The organism is Candidatus Magnetobacterium casense (genome assembly GCF_000714715.1).
Taxonomy (GTDB): domain Bacteria; phylum Nitrospirota; class Thermodesulfovibrionia; order Thermodesulfovibrionales; family Magnetobacteriaceae; genus Magnetobacterium; species Magnetobacterium casense.
Genome location: NZ_JMFO01000006.1, coordinates 104562 through 123430, shown reverse-complemented (window position 1 = coordinate 123430; position 18869 = coordinate 104562). Strand labels below are relative to the sequence as shown.

19 protein-coding genes are annotated in these 18869 nt (G+C 48.5%); 7 read left to right on the top strand and 12 right to left on the bottom strand.

Translation table 11 applies throughout. From position 1 onward, the window contains the following. Positions 1-83: 83 nt before the first annotated feature. Genes Mcas_RS05355 through Mcas_RS16320 form a run of 7 tightly spaced genes read left to right on the top strand, consistent with a single transcriptional unit; the run spans position 84 to position 9953 of the window. Positions 84-3449, top strand: coding sequence for a DUF5684 domain-containing protein (locus tag Mcas_RS05355; protein WP_040334478.1), 3366 nt, complete (start codon positions 84-86; stop codon positions 3447-3449). 24 nt (positions 3450-3473) lie between these two features. Beyond that, the gene (locus Mcas_RS05350) at positions 3474-4085 is read left to right on the top strand and encodes an NAD(P)H-dependent oxidoreductase (protein WP_040334477.1); all 612 of its coding nucleotides are present in this window, start codon (positions 3474-3476) and stop codon (positions 4083-4085) included. Positions 4086-4143: 58 nt separating this feature from the next. Beyond that, positions 4144-4710: a type II secretion system F family protein gene (locus Mcas_RS18670; RefSeq protein ID WP_052566888.1), complete on the top strand. Its 567-nt coding sequence runs from the start codon at positions 4144-4146 to the stop codon at positions 4708-4710. Continuing rightward, positions 4707-5246 (top strand): type II secretion system F family protein, encoded by a 540-nt coding sequence (locus Mcas_RS18665; protein WP_052566887.1) that lies wholly within the window; start codon positions 4707-4709, stop codon positions 5244-5246. The genes Mcas_RS18670 and Mcas_RS18665 overlap by 4 nt, the downstream gene beginning before the upstream one ends. 4 nt (positions 5247-5250) lie before the next feature. Next, positions 5251-6843, top strand: a complete 1593-nt coding sequence (locus tag Mcas_RS05340) for a two-component system sensor histidine kinase NtrB (protein ID WP_040334476.1) — start codon at positions 5251-5253, stop codon at positions 6841-6843. Beyond that, positions 6824-8209, top strand: a complete 1386-nt coding sequence (locus Mcas_RS05335; protein WP_040334475.1) for a sigma-54-dependent transcriptional regulator — start codon at positions 6824-6826, stop codon at positions 8207-8209. Before Mcas_RS05340 ends, Mcas_RS05335 begins: the two co-directional genes overlap by 20 nt. Then, a complete protein-coding gene (locus tag Mcas_RS16320; protein ID WP_052566886.1) occupies positions 8196-9953 on the top strand; it encodes an ATP-binding protein in 1758 nt (585 codons plus the stop codon). Before Mcas_RS05335 ends, Mcas_RS16320 begins: the two co-directional genes overlap by 14 nt. Before the next feature lie 38 nt (positions 9954-9991). Here the strand turns inward: Mcas_RS16320 and Mcas_RS05325 are convergent, their stop codons facing one another. The 12 genes from Mcas_RS05325 to Mcas_RS05275 all read right to left on the bottom strand — a co-directional run bounded on the left by Mcas_RS05325 (position 9992) and on the right by Mcas_RS05275 (position 18842). Further along, positions 9992-10744, bottom strand: coding sequence for a PmeII family type II restriction endonuclease (locus Mcas_RS05325; RefSeq protein ID WP_040334474.1), 753 nt, complete (start codon positions 10742-10744; stop codon positions 9992-9994). Then, positions 10731-11549, bottom strand: coding sequence for a DNA-methyltransferase (locus Mcas_RS05320; protein ID WP_040334527.1), 819 nt, complete (start codon positions 11547-11549; stop codon positions 10731-10733). The genes Mcas_RS05325 and Mcas_RS05320 overlap by 14 nt, the downstream gene beginning before the upstream one ends. A gap of 474 nt (positions 11550-12023) precedes the next feature. After that, positions 12024-12284 (bottom strand): putative toxin-antitoxin system toxin component, PIN family, encoded by a 261-nt coding sequence (locus tag Mcas_RS05315; protein ID WP_040334473.1) that lies wholly within the window; start codon positions 12282-12284, stop codon positions 12024-12026. 8 nt (positions 12285-12292) lie between these two features. Further along, positions 12293-12451, bottom strand: coding sequence for a hypothetical protein (locus Mcas_RS05310; RefSeq protein ID WP_156033164.1), 159 nt, complete (start codon positions 12449-12451; stop codon positions 12293-12295). Between the two features lie 39 nt (positions 12452-12490). Then, positions 12491-12616, bottom strand: coding sequence for an AbrB/MazE/SpoVT family DNA-binding domain-containing protein (locus Mcas_RS17425; protein WP_081853628.1), 126 nt, complete (start codon positions 12614-12616; stop codon positions 12491-12493). Positions 12617-13040: 424 nt separating this feature from the next. Then, positions 13041-13325, bottom strand: a complete 285-nt coding sequence (gene atpC / locus Mcas_RS05305; protein ID WP_040334526.1) for an ATP synthase F1 subunit epsilon — start codon at positions 13323-13325, stop codon at positions 13041-13043. Between the two features lie 6 nt (positions 13326-13331). Further along, entirely contained in the window at positions 13332-14753 is a 1422-nt protein-coding gene (atpD, locus tag Mcas_RS05300) for a F0F1 ATP synthase subunit beta (protein WP_040334471.1), read from the bottom strand. 73 nt (positions 14754-14826) lie between these two features. Further along, positions 14827-15759 carry an ATP synthase F1 subunit gamma gene (gene atpG / locus Mcas_RS05295; RefSeq protein ID WP_040334470.1) on the bottom strand — a complete coding sequence of 311 codons (933 nt, stop codon included), beginning with the start codon at positions 15757-15759 and terminating at the stop codon, positions 14827-14829. 7 nt (positions 15760-15766) lie between these two features. Continuing rightward, positions 15767-17281 carry a F0F1 ATP synthase subunit alpha gene (gene atpA, locus Mcas_RS05290; protein ID WP_040334469.1) on the bottom strand — a complete coding sequence of 505 codons (1515 nt, stop codon included), beginning with the start codon at positions 17279-17281 and terminating at the stop codon, positions 15767-15769. 4 nt (positions 17282-17285) lie between these two features. After that, complete coding sequence (gene atpH / locus Mcas_RS05285) at positions 17286-17828, bottom strand: ATP synthase F1 subunit delta (protein ID WP_040334468.1); 543 nt, start codon at positions 17826-17828, stop codon at positions 17286-17288. Continuing rightward, complete coding sequence (locus tag Mcas_RS05280) at positions 17825-18430, bottom strand: F0F1 ATP synthase subunit B (protein WP_040334467.1); 606 nt, start codon at positions 18428-18430, stop codon at positions 17825-17827. Before Mcas_RS05280 ends, atpH begins: the two co-directional genes overlap by 4 nt. Further along, positions 18414-18842 (bottom strand): F0F1 ATP synthase subunit B, encoded by a 429-nt coding sequence (locus Mcas_RS05275; protein ID WP_040334466.1) that lies wholly within the window; start codon positions 18840-18842, stop codon positions 18414-18416. The genes Mcas_RS05280 and Mcas_RS05275 overlap by 17 nt, the downstream gene beginning before the upstream one ends. Positions 18843-18869: the final 27 nt, after the last annotated feature.

The following is an 18869-nucleotide window of genomic DNA, read 5'->3' as shown; positions in this document are numbered from 1 at the left end:
ATAAAACGCGATATAGTTAGATTTAATTTTGATTTTTTTGTTAAAATCTATATATAGACTCTTAAAATTATGATGGAGGTTACATGGTTAAGCGGTTTTATTTGAAACTACCAACGGCACTTATAGCGTTGTTTTTGTCTATAGTTTTTTTTAATGATCCGGGATATTGCAGGTATTACAAGTGGATAGATGATAACGGACAGGTTCATATAACCGACTATCCACCACCGGAAAAAGAGACTTCACCGGAACCTTACAATGAGCAGACAGCAGGGCAATCCGGCGTACAACCATCGCCCTCAGTTTCAACACCGGCCAAAGCCCCCTCCGGTGTGCAAGCAGGCAAGGAGGCTGTTAAACCGGAGTCAACTCCACCGGCAACACCTAAGGCAGCCCAACCGGTACCAACGTCAATCCCACATGTGGTTGTTCCCGTGACAGCGCCCCCGCACCCTGTACCGGCAACACCACCTGCTGCGGCAGCTAAAAAACCACAACAACCTCCAGTTGCCTCAACCAAGCCAACCCCCCGCCCTGCTGCCGACAGCGCACCTGCCACAACAACAGCCGTGTCACCCCCACCAGTAGCAAAGCCACACCAGGCACCTGTAGCACCACAACGTACAATGCCGCCTGTAGCAAAAACACGACCTGGTACATCCCTCGAGGGCATGTATGACGTGGAAACGTTAAAGAAGAAGCTGATTGGGTTTTTGGTGTATTTACTTGCAGCCTTGGCGTTGACTCTGTTAATAAGCATTGCCTTCTTGTTTGTCTTGTATAAGACGGCGAAGAAACTCAACGTGCCCTCTGCGTGGATGGCGTGGGTGCCCCTGTTGAATTTATTTATAATGACGCAGATGGCAGGAAGACCGGTATGGTGGGGTGTGTTGCTTATGCTTCCTGTTGTCGGGATTGTCGTTTTTGTGATCTTGTGGATGGATATATGCCAGAGGCTTGGGTTAAAGAAACAACTGGGGTTGCTGATGTTAATCCCCATAGTGGTGCCAATTGTCCTGTCTTACCTTGCCCCCACGGTGGTTATTGGTACCAGTCAGATATTTACAATTCCCTTTGCCGTGCTTTTCTTTTTATCCTTCTCTGCCGTATTTCTGCTGCCATTGTATTATCTGCGACAGGCAGGCAGGATAACGCCGCAAGATAACATCGACTACGGTTATAACCCCTATGACCAGAGTACCAAACCGGAAGATAGCCTGCCGGAAGAGGAAGAGTTACCCGTGTTTCTCCAAAAAACCCCCTCTGACTCAACACTACCTGAAGATGATACCCAAGGTCGGGACGCCTACATACATGACGAAACTGCCGATATCGGCGAGGTTATCTCTGACAAGTATCGCAGCACCGTTAGTGATATCGATCAGGTGTCTGCTTCTGAGATGTCCTTTGGCAGGGAATATATAATGGATAGCTCGGAGGCTCAATACCTGCAACCCGCTGAAGAAGACAGGGGCTTTGAATTACGTGAGAAGTTGACGGAAGAGGACAGATTCGGTGACACAGGGGATAGCTTTGCTCACTCCGAGGACTCAACCGTTGTAAGGGACGGGTTGGGGGTAAGTAAAAAAACAGAGATGGAGTTTGAGCCTGTTTTTGAGATAGGTGAGGAGGATGAGTTTGGGGTAGAAAATGGCGAGTTGGTGATACCTGAAGGTGATTTGGGTCTTGAGGGTGTTGAGCAGGAGTACATGTTGAGTGACAAGGACGAACCCCTGGAGGGCGAAATAGAGTTTGGCGTTGAGATACCACAGGAGAGCACCTCGGAGGACTCCACATGGGTCTTGGGTAAAGATGGCAGCAGTAAGGCCGGTACAGACGAGTTTACGCCGGAATCTCCAAAGAATGAAGTCTTGGACGGTGAGATAGAGTTTGGCGTTGAGATACCACAGGAGAGCACCTCGGAGGACTCCACATGGGTCTTGGGCAAGGATGGCAGCAATAAGGCCGGTACAGACGAGTTTACGCCGGAATCTCCAAAGAATGAAGTCTTGGACGGTGAGATAGAGTTTGGCATTGAGGACGAGCAGTGGGAGGACCCCACGTTGGTTTTAAATACGGGCAACATGGGAATAATCAATCGTGTGCTTGATGAAAAGCCGACAGTGGATATAAACATGGAGGGAGAGTTTGGTATAGAGACCTCGGAGCTGAAGATAGACCTTGGTATTGACAGTACCCAGGGGAATGCTGATGATCTTAACTTGGAAATAGACGACCTTGACTTGGAAATAGACGGCCTTGACGATGAGAAGTCTCCTGATGTTTCGGAAGACATTGCCTCAGAGCATGACTCTGATGTCGCTGAGGCAGAGCAAGAACAAACTATCGATTTGGATGGTAAGGTAGAGATTGATTTTGAACTGCAAGAGGATATGGGAGCCATAGAAGACATTACGCTGGATTATAGTGACGTTGACCTCTCAGTAACGGATAAAGCAGGGTTGGAGATAGAGCCGTCTATGGAGTTGGATATCGCAGAGGAGGAGCTGCACGGGGCAGAGGAGCTATCTGGCGAGCTTGACCTTGGCCCTGAGATACGTGAAGATGAGTATGCCGGGCTTGCCCGGAACAACCTCAGTGGTGATATAGAGGGACTTCAGATCGATATGGGGTTGGACACAGGCGGTGGCGAGTTGGAGTTTGATGCAGAGTCCGAAGCGGTTCCGGATGAGAGTGGTCTTGATATAGACGGCCTTGAGGCTGAAGAGGCGTCATTGGATTCGGTAGAACTGGAGCTTGACGAAAGTGAGGCACCAACATATACGTCTGATATTGGCCACCTACAGTCTGAGATGGTTACAGAGGGTGGTAGCGAATCCGACGATGACTTCGAAACACCCACCCTGTTGACAGATAGTGAGATGCAATCTGGTGACGATCAAGCAGCCGTAGAGTATGAGGGCATTGATTTGCACAATGACGACGGTATAGATTATGCGGGTGGCTTGCAAATAGACATTGGAGATGATGACCTTGATGTTGAACTAAAGTATGATGCCGGGCTGACAATAGAAGATCAAGATGAGATAAAAACGGCAATCATAGGCAAAGAGTCACATCCGCTGAGAACCGCAGACGATATAGACGTCAAACCCCAGTCAGACCATGACCTGGATGCCCTGTCCCTGGATGACAACAAAGACGGGGAAGTCTATGACCTCAGTGACGATGAGGGTTTCGATATTGCCGATGATGACGACTTCTCCTTCTCTTCCATCGAAAGTCTGCCTGATAACCTTAATGAACTTAAGCATATGTCGGCAGAAGCCTTAGAACTTGCTGCGGAGAGCGATGACAGACTTGACAAGACAATGGAACTGGAAATCTCCATGAGCGATAGAGATAAAGCCCCCCGGATGGATAAAAACCCAAGGGTTGATGATGACGACGATGATACGATAAAGATTAAGAATTCCAAAGAACGGTAGATAATATTTATATGAGGAGGCATTATGAGAGAAGCGTTTTTAAATGCCATGCAGTACAGACATGCGTGTAAGGTGTTTGATGAATCCAAGGAGGTATCGGAAGATGACCTGAGATTTATCCTTGAGGCGGGCAGACTTTCGCCGTCGTCCTTTGGCTTGGAACAGTGGAGGTTTATAGTTGCCAGGTCTGGTGCAATAAAGCAACGACTGATGGCTGCCTGTTTCAACCAACAACAGTTGACCACGTGCAGCGTGGTGGTGTCAATCGTTGCAAAGGTGCAGGAGCTGACACCGGGCAGTGATTATGTCACCAGGATGTTTAAACGCAGAAATTATCCCCCTGAGACTTATCAGTGGATAGTGCAGTTTTACGAGAGCTACTACCGGCAAACAGACGCCTTGCCCTGGAGCATCATGCAATGCCACATAGCTGCTGCCAATATGATGACGGCTGCCGCCTTTATCGGTATAGACTCCTGCCCCATTGGCGGCTTTGACCCCCAAAAGGTCAGAGACGTCCTGCAGCTTGACACCAACAAGGAAGACATAGCCTTAATCATCCCCCTGGGGTACAGAAAACTCCCCCAACCACCTGCGTACAGGTTGCCCTTTGAGGAGGTTGTCCAGTACATATGATAATAGATATGAAAACAGATACAAAAATGTATTATTCTACACACAAAGGAGTAGTCTTATGGCCGATGACAAATTAAAGGCACCCGGGACGCCCCCCAAAAAAAAGGGCTTCAGTGGCAGAGGAAGCATATCAACAAAGGATATAGTGGTCTTTACACGACAGTTTTCAACGATGATAGATGCAGGCTTGCCGCTGGTACAGGCCCTCGATATACTGGCACAACAGACCGAAAGCGACAAGCTCAAGAGCGTTATCAGCCAGATGAAGGTAGATGTAGAGGGTGGTTCTACGTTTGCAGAGGCCATCAGTAAACACCCCAGGGTCTTTGACGACCTCTACGAGGGCATGGTACAAGCCGGCGAGGCCGGAGGTATCCTTGATACAGTCCTGCAAAGGCTCGCCGACTATATGGAAAAGGCGATGAAGCTAAAAAAGAAGGTCAAAGGGGCAATGACCTATCCTGCAGTTGTTATATCCATAGCCGTTGTGTGTATCGGTGTAATCATGGTCTTTGTTGTCCCCGTCTTTTCAAAGATGTTTGCGCAGTTAGGTGGAACGTTGCCGGCTCCCACACGGTTTATCATATTTCTAAGTAACTTTATTGCAGGTTGGGGGGGGCCATGATTGTGGTGTTTACCGTCGCAGCCGTCTATACAATAAAACAGGTCCGGCGTACGGAAAATGGACGATTGTTTATAGATAAAGTGCTGCTAAAGCTCCCCGTCTTTGGCCCTCTGATAAAAAAGGTCGCCGTGGCCAAGTTTACCAGGACGCTGGGCACCCTTATCTCCAGCGGTGTGCCTATCATAGAGGCCCTCGAAAACACTGCAAAAACGGCAGGAAACAAGGTCATTGAAAAATCCATCGCCACGATAAAAAACGCCGTCATAGAAGGACAACCCCTGGCCGAACCCCTGAGGCAGATACCCATCTTCCCGCCAATGGTCACCAGCATGGTTGGCATCGGTGAGGCCACCGGCGCCCTGGATAACATGCTCAGTAAGGTGGCAGACTTCTACGATGAAGAAGTAGACAGCGCCGTGGCTAACCTCACCGCTGCCATGGAGCCTATGATGATCGTCTTCCTGGGCGGCACCGTAGGTTTTACCGTCGTCGCCATGTATCTGCCAATATTCAAAATGATGACGCTCATTAATTAGTATATTGCATCAACAGCAAACAAAGAAGATAAGGGCACTGATAGGCTCAAGGGTTTTTATTGCCTATCTCCTGGTTGCCTCGTTTTACGTCTACAACAAGAACTTCTTAATAGTAGAGAACTCCCGGTTCTTGTCCTATTTTGCCGCCTTTATCTTCTTGCTGACCATAGTGTATCTCCTGCTGCTTAAGAAGCTCACAAGGGGGTACTTTGTCTTTGCCTACATACAGATACTCGTAGATATAGCACTTATCATGCTATTTATCTTAATAACCGGAGGCATAGAGAGCTGGTTTTCCTTTATGCTCCTGGTAAACGTCATCGGTGCGGGAATAACCCTCGGCAGACGTCCAATACTCTCCATTGCAGCCATCAGCGCCCTGACCTATGGCTCCGTGATCGTCATGCAGTTCTACGGGATCATCGGCATACACTTCAGCAAGGTACTAAATGCCAAGGACTTCTTCTACAATATCTTTGCCAACATAATGGCCATGTTTCTGGTGGCCTTTCTGGGCAGACACCTGCTGATGAACCTCGAAAAGACCTCCAAAACCCTGGAGAAACGTGAAAGTGACTTCCGTGACCTCTATGCCTTCCACCTTGAGGTCATAGAGAACATCCCCGGTGGCCTGTCCTATGCCGACACCGCTGGCAATATCATGCTCTTTAACCGTCCCGCTGAACAGATCACGGGGCTTAAAAAAACACAGGCCATAGAAAAAACCATCTGGGACGTCTTTGAATTCATCCCCGCACCTATCAAAACCGGACGCCTGAGTGGGTGCATCACCATTGCCAGTGATGAGAAAATCATTGAACTAAAGATATCCAAACACAGAAACGACATCGGTGAGGTCATGGGCTATGTGATTACCTTTGAGGACCACACAAAGCTCGCTGAAATGGAACGGGAGATGAAAGAAAAGGAAAAACTCGCCGCCATCGGCGAAATGGCCGCCAACATAGCACACGAAATCAGAAACCCCCTCTCCGCCATCCGCTCCTCCGTTGAGATGCTCAAAGAGGGCAGCCTCGACGAGACCAAGCGCAAAAGAATCATGGATATCGCAATTGTTGAAATGGACAGGATGAATAAGATTATCACCGACTTTCTGACCTACTCCAGCCCCCGTCCACCGGAGTTTAAAACCATCCTGTTGAGCAGAACTCTGGGTGAAACCATTGAGATGCTCCGTGCCCTTGCCTCAACCAACAGCAACGTGACAATCAATACCAATATCGCTCATGAGGTCTACATCGATGCCGATGACAATAAGCTCCGGCAGGTGTTCTGGAACCTGGGCCTTAATGCCATTCAGGCATGTCAGGACAACGGAGAAATTTCCGTGGAGGTGAAACAATTGCCGGAATTTGTTACAATAATATTCAAGGATAATGGTGCCGGTATAGAACCGAATATGCTTAAGAAAATATTTTACCCTTTTTTTACAACTAAGCGGGGTGGAGGTGGACTTGGCCTTGCCATGGTGTACCGGATTGTGCATGAACACTCCGGCAGGATCAACGTAATGAGCACTGTTGGCAAGGGCAGTGTCTTTGAGGTATTTTTACCGTATGACAGACATAAGCAATAAAGGCAAGATATTAATCGTCGAGGACGAAAAGAGCATGAATGACATCTTGAAGATGCTCCTGGAGGGTGAAGGCTACAACGTGCTGTCGGCCTATGATGGCAGCGAGGGAATTGAGACCATCAAAAAGGACATCTTTGACATAGTCATTACAGATATCAGGATGCCCAAAAACGATGGCTTTGCCGTATTACGCTCTGTCAAGGATACTGCTCCGGAGACTATCGTGCTGATGATAACGGCCTTTGGTACCACAGAGGATGCCATCGAGGCCATGAAGCTCGGCGCCTACGACTACATCAACAAGCCGTTTAAGATCGACGAAATCCGCCTGATAGTCAAAAACGCCCTCGAAAAACGCCTGCTAAAACGAGAGGTCAAAAATCTCAGACACCAAATACTCTCCACCTACAGACTCGAAAACATCATAGGCAAGAGCAAACCCATGCTGGAACTGCTCATGAGTTTGCCCAAAATAGCCGACAGTAACTCAAGCGTACTCATCATGGGTGAGAGTGGTTGTGGCAAAGAGCTTATCGCTCATGCCGTCCATAACCTCAGTAAGCGCGCCGGCAAGGACTTTGTGGCCATCAACTGTGCCGCCCTCCCCGAGGGACTACTGGAGAGCGAGTTGTTTGGCTACATGAAGGGGGCCTTTACCGGGGCGGCTTCCAACAAGGAGGGCCTCTTTGAGGTCGCCAACAACGGAACCATTTTCCTTGACGAAATAGGCGATATGCCCATGACCCTGCAGTCAAAACTACTAAGGGTGCTCGAGGATGGCTCCTTCCGCAGAATCGGTGGCACAAAGGACGTCACCGTCGATGTGCGGGTCGTATCGGCCACAAACAAGTTCCTGCAGGACGAAGCAGCAGCCGGGAGATTCAGGACAGACCTTTACTATAGATTAAACGTCATCCCCGTACTGATCCCCCCACTGAGGGAACGGCGGGAAGACATACCGGTGCTTATCGAGCACTTCTTTGAAAAACACGGGGGCAAGGAGACAAAGTTCTCTCAGGATGCCATGGACCTCATGATGAATTACCCTTGGCGTGGTAATGTCAGGGAACTCGAAAACATCGTAGAAAGGCTTCTGACCTTTGTTGATGGCCCAACCATCTGCGCAAATGACCTTCCTGCAGAAATCAGGAACTACGTCATGCAAAAGGCAATAACGCTGTCAACCTCCGGGGTAAATATAACCCCCGAGGGCGTTAACCTCGACAGTATACTTGAAGACATAGAGATGGCGTATCTCAAGAAATCTCTTGAGATCACGGGGGGCATTAAAACGGATGCCGCCAGACTGCTTAACATCTCCTTCAGACAGTTCAGACACAGGTTAAAAAAGTATGGAATCGATTAAACAGACAAACGAACATCTTGAGTTGCTTATGACGCTGATGGACACAATCCCTGATTCAATCTACTTCAAGGATATCGCCGGCAGGTTTGTGATGGTCAACAGGGCAAAGGCCAAACACTCCAACACCGTCCCGCAACAGATGACGGGAAAGACCGATCATGACTATCTCCCAAGTGAGCAGGCCGCTATCAGCATGGAAATGGAGCAGGAGGTAATACGCACCGGCAAGGCACTGATAGGCATAGTTGAGAAGTTTGTCCGCAAAGACGGCAGACGGGTATGTATCTCTGCCACAAAAATACCGTGGTACGATAAGCACGGTAACATTGTTGGCATCATAGGCATATCGCGTGATATCACAGAGCTTGAACAGACCAGGGAGGAGATGACGGTTGTCAATCAGGAGCTTGAAGGCAGGGTTGCCAGGCGTACCGCGGCACTCACAGAGGCCAATGAGAGGTTGAAGACAGAGATAACCGAAAGGAGTCAGGCAGAGGAAAAAGTACGGGAAAACTATCATATTCAGAAGGTGATAAACTCAATACTCATGGTCTCTCTGAGTAAACTGTCTTTTGAAGCGCAACTGCAACGTGTCCTTGACCTCATACTATCTATACCGTGGCTGAGGATTCAGTCAAAGGGGTGTATATTTCTCGCAGACAATGCCCATGCCTCTCTGAGGATGGCGGTGAGCTATGGGTTGGACTCCAGGCTCCTTCATCTGTGTAACAGCATCCCATATGGTAAGTGTCTGTGTGGTCGTGCTGCCCTGAGCGGACAGATTGTCTTTATCGATCACATTGACTGTATGCACGACATTCACTATGAGGGGATGCATGAGCACGGTCATTACTGTGTACCTGTGTTTTCGGGGCAGCAACTCCTGGGGGTTGTCAATCTGTACGTGGATAAAGGACACAAGCGGGATGACACCGAGGAGGCCTTTCTCTCTGCCGTGGCCAGCGCCACTGCAAGTATCATCGAAAAACACAAAAACGAACAGGAAAAACAACGCCTCAATGACCGTCTCACACAGGCCGAGAAGCTATCGGCCCTGGGCAGACTATCCGCCAACGTTGCCCACGAAATACGAAACCCGTTGATGGTCATTGGGGGGTATGCCAGACGCTTGAACAAGCTGATGCCACAGAGCAGTTGGGAAAAACAGTGTGCCGAGGTGATATACTCCGAGGTGACAAGGCTGGAGATGATACTGAAAAACGCCCTGTCATACGCAAAAAACACACAGTTGAACCTACAGTACTACAACGTAAACCACGTTGTAGAGGAATCCATAAATAACTACGCAGATATATGCAGTGAGAAAAACATTCGCATCAAAAAAACAATCACCGCAGTGCCCGACGTGCCCATCGATAAGAGTCAGATACGCCAGGTCATGGATAATCTCATCTCAAACGCAATAGACGCCATGCCCACCGGTGGGGTGCTGGGAGTTTCCACGGAGACTACGCTGACAGACCAGAGGCAGTATGTAATTATCAAGGTAACAGATACGGGGACAGGGGTGGCGCCGGACAAGCTCAACCATATCTTTGAGCCATTCTTTTCAACCAAGGAAATCGGTACGGGTACCGGACTTGGTTTACCTCTGAGCAAGAAGATCGTCCAGGACCACGGGGGCGATATCACCGTCGAGAGCCGGCCCGGACAACAGGGGTGCATCTTCCGTGTGAATCTGCCAACTGAGCAGGAGATGCAGTACTGCCCTGTCAGCCCTTAGGCAAGAACACTGCTGCCTAAGGAGTTCAGGTCTTTTCATCACCTCTCTTGTTTTTTACCTGAGTTGAATAGAATCAACCGATCCCAGTTGATTATTCCTTCATCGCAGAACCGATCAACAAAAGCCGCAGTGAACAGATTAAGTTTCTCGCTGCAAAGTAATCCTATTTCGTCATTGCGTTGCTTGGCTTGGTACCCCAACGGTTCGATGATGTCTCGATAAAGCGTCTCATTTCCTCCGGAGATTAATTCCCAGAATCGTTGCCCGCACAACTTGAGATGAGTTCCTTTGTTTGGCAGATTATCTATCCCGTAACAGCAGGCTTCAACAAATATTATATTCATATCAACAACGCCACCGGAAGTTGCCAACGTCCTTTTTGCTGCATTAAAATTGTTGACTAAGTTTTTGATCTGACCTGAGTTTCCCCAATTGGGACCGCTTTTGATGCTGACAAGATATTTCTTGCCGTCGTCTTCAAATTCGAGGTCAAGGCCGACAATGCCCGACTTTCTGCCACCATAGACCTTTTCACAAACAAAGATTGCTATATTCTCAAGAAAATTCCCAAATGTAGTTTCTTCTCCGCTGGAGACGGTAGCGTCAAGGACTGACTTAATGAAATCGTGTGCACTGTTACTGCCTTTTGCTCTGAACAGGTATGGGTTCTTACGTTTGATGACATCATCTAAAGTCAATTCTTTAATTTTTGAGATTTTCTTTGCGTGGAATTGAGGGCCAATGTTTGTATTTATATATTCAATAACGTCTGATAGGTTAAGCGGCATCATAAATATCGTTGTCAAGTTTCTTAAGTCCCAATTCCGCTGCCGTCAATTCGCAATATTCATCCGATATTTCAACGCCAATAGAGTTGCGTTTAAGATTGCGGGCAACACGCATTGTTGTGCCGGAACCGGAGAACGGATCAAGTACCATGTCACCAGGTTTAGTGAATAACCTTATAAACCATTCCGGCAGTCCCTCAGGAAAAGCGGCACTATGGTTCTTATTTCCGCACTCCGTAGCCAAGTGTAATACGTTAGTTGGATAAGCCATATCACGGCCAACCCAGTTTTCAATCTTCTTTCCAAAACCGCTCCCAACTTTTGACTTATCGCGTATACGGTCGGTTTCGCTTAGAGTCTTAAGGCGTGAATTTTTCCAGTCCCCCATTGGAACCATTACCGATTCTTGATACATGGAGAATCTCTTTTGCTTCGTAAAGTGCAGACAACGTTCCCAGGCATCCCTAAAGCGGTTAGGCCATTTACCCGGATAACAATTACGCTTGTGCCAGATGTATTCCTCCGTCCAAAGCCAACCGCGCTTACGCATTTCAATTATTAATTCCATTACATAGGTGTGACGTTCCCCATCGACTACACATTCCTTAATATTCAAGATGAATGAACCTGTAGGTTTCAAAACGCCCTGTAATCCGTCGGCTATTGGCATAAACCATTCCACATAGCGGTCTGCATCAATCCCCCCATAGGTGCTTTTACGCTGATTCGCATACGGTGGAGAAGTCACGATCAAGTCTGCGCTGTCAGCGGGAAGCGTTCGCAATACCTTTGCACTATCGCCTTTGATAAGTCGTAGTGTAGTTTGTTGAGCTTCTACTACGGCATACTTCTGCGCTGCTTCTTCGTCGGGAAACAGTTCCAATAACTGGAAACTACTGATGGTGGACTTGCTTATATCCGCCTCCCTTGCTTCACCATGCCGTATTCAAGACAATGATAACCCCTGTTGTAAAGGCTCTCAGGTCTTTTCAAGGGTAGTCTGTGGCACAAAGCAACCCCCTTGCTCAATCCTAAATTATTTATAAACATTTATGCCCATGTACTTATACTAATAGATTGTACTATTATTGTCAAGGGTAGCACCAATATTAACCGTGAGTGCTTAAATTAAGGCATTTTTTACACATTCATATTAAGACGACTTCAAAAACTCAACCGGGCTTAATATAAAAATACCTTCATACTGAGAGAAAGGGAAATGTTTTCTGCTACCGGTAAGCAACACATCAGCTTTAGCTGCTAGCGCCGTGGCAAGGTAAACTTAATCGTCTAAATCTATCAGATTAAAGGATTGTTGTACTGGTTCTATTAGTATGGCAGCTTGTTTTAGGTACTGCCAAATTACATCAAATGTCTTAACTTTTTGGAATTGCGGCCTATATGCTACTTCCAGATATTCCTCAATGATTTTTTGAAAAAAATAAATAGTATGTCTTTCAATTACTTTCTCTATTACATCTCGGCAAGTTCCTCTATTTAACGCTGCGGATATAAAAACATTACAATCAATTACAACTTTCATAGATTGATTTATGATGTTTCTTCTGTTTTAGTAGCTTGTTTCCTTCTTCGCTCCTCTCTGGTCTTTCTAATCTCCTTATTGGCAATTGCCATGACTTCTTCCTCTGAAAGACTGCTAAACTCATTCTCCGGTTGGTTATCCAACATCTGTCTTAATTGTTCTACCAATGCCTTCCGCTTGACTTCAACATGCCGGATTATCACGCATCACTCTTTCCGTTCAAACTCAACCAAGTCTCCAATCTTAAGACCAAACAACTCCCGGAGTTCCCTGGGGATAGTAACTTGGAAACCCCTGTTGATTTTCCCAACGGTGGTTTTAGGCTCGTTCATAGGTCTATTCCTGCAACATAGTAAAATACGTTTTTAGTATAAAACATATGAATAGAGCAAAGCAAATGTAAAATTCTATATCAGAATCCTTTTTCTTTTTTTGCCAATTACTTGAGTTTCATTTCTAAGGTGTTCTACCAATATTTTTTTTCACCAGTTCTTAAATCCAAATAGACATCTAAACCATCCTCGTGATGAAGAAATTTCATTCTTTCCTTCATATTTTCATGTAAAACGGCCATTATAAACTCCTATCGTAATTTTTCATGTACACAATAGAAATCCTGGGTATATAAGCATGCATTGTGAAACAGAGATAATGGGGTCAAGGGGGCTGGCCCCCTTGCAGGGGGTTCTGAAGGGGGGCGGAGGGGGTGAGGCACCCTGGCCACAAATCGCCCCTTTCTTGTTGTTTTGAAGGTGCTCAGTGTTTTTCATCCACGGTGCTGTTTTCCAGCTCTGCGCTATCTGCCAAGACCAGCACGTGGTTAGAGACGACCTGGACGTAGGCACTCTTGACGCTTACCCGCCCCAAGGTTGCCCCTTTTTTGTACACGAGCGTGCCTGGCTCCAAGGTGGTCAAAAAGCTCGTATGTCCCGGCAACACTCCAAACTGCCCTTCCGTGCCGGGGGCTACAACCTCGTCCACCTCCTCCGTGAAGGCAAATCCAACGGGTGTTACGATCTCTAAGGTCAGGGACTCTTTCATATCGGATTATACCTGCCTGGACCAGCCGTACTTTTTGGCCCTTTCCTCGACTTCTTCTATGGGGCCTACCATGTAAAATGCCTGTTCCGGGACGTCGTCATACTGTCCGTTGACTATGGCATCAAAGCCCTTTATGGTGTCAGCGAGTTTGACGTACTTTCCGGGGGTGCCGGTAAAGGTTTCGGCAACGTGGAAGGGCTGACTCAAAAACCTCTGTAGCCTCCTTGCCCGTGCCACGACGATCTTGTCGTTTTCCGAGAGTTCCTCCATTCCGAGGATGGCGATGATGTCCTGTAGCTCCTTGTACCTCTGGAGGGTCATCTGCACCTGTCTGGCGACCCTGTAGTGCTCATCACCGAGGACGAGGGGGTCGAGGATTCTCGACGTTGAATCCAGGGCATCCACGGCCGGGTATATGCCAAGCTCCGATATCTTTCTCGATAGCACGACCGTGGCATCGAGGTGCGTAAAGGCCGTTGCAACAGCAGGGTCGGTGAGGTCGTCAGCAGGGACGTAGATGGCCTGCATCGAGGTGATGGAGCCTTTCTTGGTCGTTGTGATTCTCTCCTGGAGTTCACCCATATCGGTGGCCAGGTTGGGCTGATATCCCACGGCTGATGGCATTCTGCCCAACAGAGCGGAGACCTCCGCCCCTGCCAGGGTAAACCGGAATATGTTATCTATAAAGAGCAGAACGTCCTGCCCCTGTTCTCTGAAGTATTCGGCTGCGGTAAGTGCCGTCAGAACAACCCTGAGTCTTGCACCCGGGGGTTCGTTCATCTGACCGTAGATCAGTGCGGCCTTGTTTATAACGCCGGAGTCCATCATTTCGTGATAGAGGTCGTTACCCTCTCTGGTTCTCTCACCCACGCCCGCAAAGACCGACACACCACCATGCACCATTGCTATGTTGTGGATCATCTCCATGATGACGACGGTCTTTCCAACGCCGGCGCCTCCGAACATACCGATCTTTCCGCCCTTGACAAACGGTATCATGAGATCAAAGACCTTAACACCAGTTTCAAAGACCTGCGTGGTTGGCTCCTGTTCGACAAACGATGGCGCCTGTCTGTGTATCGACCAATGGTCCTCGGCCTTTATGGGGCCTTTTTTGTCGTATGCTTCCCCGATAACGTTAAGGATTCTGCCCAGGATTTGATTACCAACCGGCACCGTAATCGGCTGCCCGGTGTCCGTGACCTTCATCCCTCTGACCAAGCCGTCGGTGGAGGACATCGCTATTGTGCGTACCGTATTGTCACCGAGGTGCGAGGCAACCTCAAGGGTCAGGTTTATGGCTGGGAGCTTCTTGTCGGGCACGGCGGGATACTCGACCTTGAGGGCATTTAATATCTCAGGAAGTTGCCCTTCAAACTCCACGTCAACGACTGCCCCGATAACCTGTGCAACACTTCCTATTCTCATTATATCAACCTCCTGATTTACTCTGTTTATATCTCTTTTATTATGGTATTTTCAAAATAATACAGGCCACTTGTCAACTGCTTGTAATAGCAGAGGCTCCGCCTACAATGTCGAGGAGTTCGTTGGTAATGGATGCCTGTCTGGCCTTGTTGTACTGTAGCGTGAGTTGTTCCAGCATCTCTTTGACGTTTTGTGTGGCATTTTCCATTGCTACCATCCGGGCGGCCTCTTCCGATACCTGTGATTCAAGGATTGCCAGATAGATTCGGTTTTCTACGTACTTGGGCAGCAGGCCGTTTATGATCTCCAACTCCGAGGGTTCAAACAGAAACTTGATCTGATCTGTGGGGATATCCGTATGACCATGGGCCTCCGACTTCTTTGTCTGTTCACCCGGTAATTGCTCGATGGGCAACAGTCGCATACGCTTGACCGTCTGCACGAGCGTGGACTTGAACTCATTGTAGACGATGATAAACTCGTCTATCCTGTCTTCCGGTTTGTCTTCGGGGCGTTCTCCCGTGTAGGAGATAATTATTTCGTTGGCTATGCCTTGAACTTGCTCATACGTAAAGGTTTTATAGAAATCGACGACCGACTTTCTCACTGGCACTCCCATGCGATGAAAGAATTCCTTTGCCTTCTTTCCGATTGTGGTGAGGTTGACCTCCACTCCCTGTCGTTTGAGGTCGGCCAGTAGTCGCTGTGTATCCTTGAGGATGTTGGTGTTAAACGCTCCACACAACCCCTTGTCGCTGGTCAGTACCAGGACCTCTACCCGTTGGATTGGTCGTACCGACAACAGCGGATAGCTTTCCTTGTCGTCAACGCCGGCAGAGAGGCTCATAATCAGAGAATTCAGGCTGTTGGAATATGGTCTGGCCATCAGGACGTTGCTCTGTGCCCGCCTGAGTTTTGCGGCGGAGACCATTTGCATCGCCCGTGTGATCTTACCGGTGCTTTTTATTGATGTTATGCGTTTTCTTATGTCTCTGAGACTTGGCATTTATATACTACTCTACGCTTGTGAAGGTCTTCATAAACTCTTTGACGGCCTCCGAAAGAGCGGGTTTAAAGTCGTCGGTTATGGCCTTCTTTTCGACTATGAGTTTTAACAGGTCTGCCTTATTTTTCCTCATATGGTGTAAGAAGGCGGGTTCGAATTCCCTTATCTTTTCAACGGGCAACGCATCGAGGAATCCTTCGGTTGCCGCAAAGAGCACTGCCACCTGTTCCTCAAAGGGCATGGGCATGTACTGCAGTTGCTTGAGGAGTTCGACCATTCTCTTGCCACGTTCTATCTGCGCGAGGGTTGCCTTATCGAGGTCTGTGCCGAACTGTGCAAATGCGGCCAACTCTCTGTACTGTGCCAGGTCAAGCCTCAGGGTACCTGCTACCTGTTTCATGGCCTTTGTCTGGGCGGCGCTTCCAACACGACTGACCGACAGTCCGACGTTGATGGCCGGTCTGATGCCGGCATAGAACAGGTCCGGCTCAAGGTAAATCTGTCCGTCCGTTATGGATATAACGTTGGTTGGGATGTATGCCGAGACGTCTCCGGCCTGGGTTTCGATGATCGGCAGTGCGGTCAATGACCCCTTTCCCAGGGCATCGGAGAGCTTTGCCGCCCTCTCAAGCAGCCTTGAGTGCAGAAAGAACACGTCTCCGGGGTATGCCTCACGTCCGGGGGGGCGTCTCAGCAGCAGCGACAACTGTCTGTAGGCTGCGGCCTGTTTACTGAGGTCGTCATATATGATCAGGGCATGTCTGCCGGAGTCCCTGAAGTACTCACCCATTGCGCAACCGCTGTAGGGCGCTATGTATTGCAACGAGGCCGGTTCGCTGGCGCTTGCACACACGATGGTTGTGTGTTTGAGGGCGCCGTGCTCCTCGAGGGTCTTGGCCACGCGCACCACGTTAGACATCTTCTGTCCAATGGCCACGTATATGCAAAAGACATCGGTGTGTTTTTGATTTATGATAGCGTCAACGGCGATGGCCGTCTTACCGGTCTGACGGTCGCCAATTATCAACTCTCTCTGCCCCCTACCTATGGGGACCATAGCGTCAACGGCCTTGATCCCGGTCTGCATCGGTTCATGCACCGACTGCCTGTCAACTATACCGGGGGCTATGATATCCACCATTCTTCTTTCTTTGGTGTCGATGGGACCCTTGCCGTCTATCGGTTGCCCTATGGCATTGACGATTCTTCCCAACAATGCCTCTCCGACAGGGACGTCCATGATCCTGCCCGTGCGTTTTACTATATCTCCCTCGTGTACGAGCTGTGACTCTCCAAAGAGAACGGAGCCTATTGTCTCATCTTCAAGGTTTAACGCCATGCCATAGACGTCGTTAGGGAATTGGAGAAGCTCGCTTGACATAGCCTTATCAAGCCCATACACCCTGGCAATACCATCGCCAACACTCAGAACGGTGCCTATCTCACTTACGTCTATTTTCTCCTCAAATCCGTATATACTTTTCTTGATCTGTGCGCTTATCTCTGTCACTTTTATTTCCATATCATCACCCCTTTAATAGTGCTTCTCTTAATTTTGCCAGTTGACCCTTAAGACTCACGTCAAACACATAGCCTCCGGCCTTTACGACGATCCCGCCAATGATCGACGGGTCTATGACATACTCTATTTCAACTTCCTTGTTCAACCGGGTACGGAGTGAATCACGTAAACGCTTGTGTCTTTGCTCATCCAGCCTTGCCGACGCTATGACCACTGCCCGCACCATGTTCTTTGCGGAGAGATAGAACCGTGTCAACACGGCCAGTATATCGGATATCTTATCGATGTCCTTTTTCTTTATGACGTTAAGGACAAAGCCCTTGCACAGTTTTGTGAGTTTTAGTTCCCCTGCTATGAGGTCAATGGCATCGAGTTGGTCTTTTTCAAAGAACATCGGGCTACAGAAGACTGCCCGCAGGGACTTATCCTGTTCTATCAACTTATTAACGAGGGAAAGCTCCAGTATTAACTTTTCTATGTCGTCTATGCTTAGAGAGCTAAAGAGGGTTTGAGCGTATCTTTTGGCTACCTTACTGTGCTTTTTCAATTTTTTGCCCCAATCTTTTCTATTGCGCCATCAACCAAACCGGCCTGGATTGCTGCGTCGCTCATCTTTTCTCTCATCCGCCTCTCTGCCAGCTCAACGGCTTGTTCTACGGCCATCTCTCTGAGGTCTTCCCTGGCACGTTTGAGTTCGTCGGCTATGTTGTTTTCGGTCAGCTCGATGAGTTTTTCGGCGAACTCCTTGCCGCTACTGATCAAGCGATCCTTTTCGGCCTCACCCAGTTCCCGTGCCGACTTGATGATCCGTGCTATTTCGTCGTCCTTTAGGCGGAGGTTTTCGTCGATTTCCTTGAGGGCATTTTCTGCGATACTCCTGGCCTCTTTTGCCTCATTGAGACTTGCCTCGATCATTTCCGTCCGTTGCCGGAAAAAGACGGCTGCCGGTTTTCTGAGGAAGTAGAACAGCACCGAGGCAAAGATTGCAAAATTGACCACGAGCCAGAACCACTGCACCAGCGATGAGCCGTGCCCCTCCCCATGTCCTGCCGCCGGTGCATCACCTGCCAACTCTGACGCATAGGCAAGACCACACGTTGCCACGATTGTTACAACAAACAATAGAGCTATCTTAATTTTTGCGTTCATACACTAGCCTTTCGATGATAACATCGGCATAAGAAGCGATTTCTACCCTTAACGACGATTTGACCTTCTCAACTTCGGCGGCAATCTCCTTAACGGCCCCGGAGAACCTCTTGATGGACTCATCCTGTGCCTTGTCAACTATCTCCTTACGTATTGAGAGACCTTCTTCCTTGAGCTTATTGAACTCCTTTTTTGCCTGTTCGTGGGCGATGGCGAGGTCTTTCTTCAGAGATTCGACAGCGGCGTCCTTTTTTGCCAGCAGGGCCTTGGCCTCGGCCAGTGAATCGGACTTGACACGCTCCCTCTCCTGCAACATATTTATAACTGGCCTGTACAGCAAAACGTTTAGGACGTAGAGCAATACCAGGAAATTCGCCAGAAGCACAAAGAACCAACCCGTAAACTCAACCATTTAAGTCCTCACTTCATAGTATTAAAA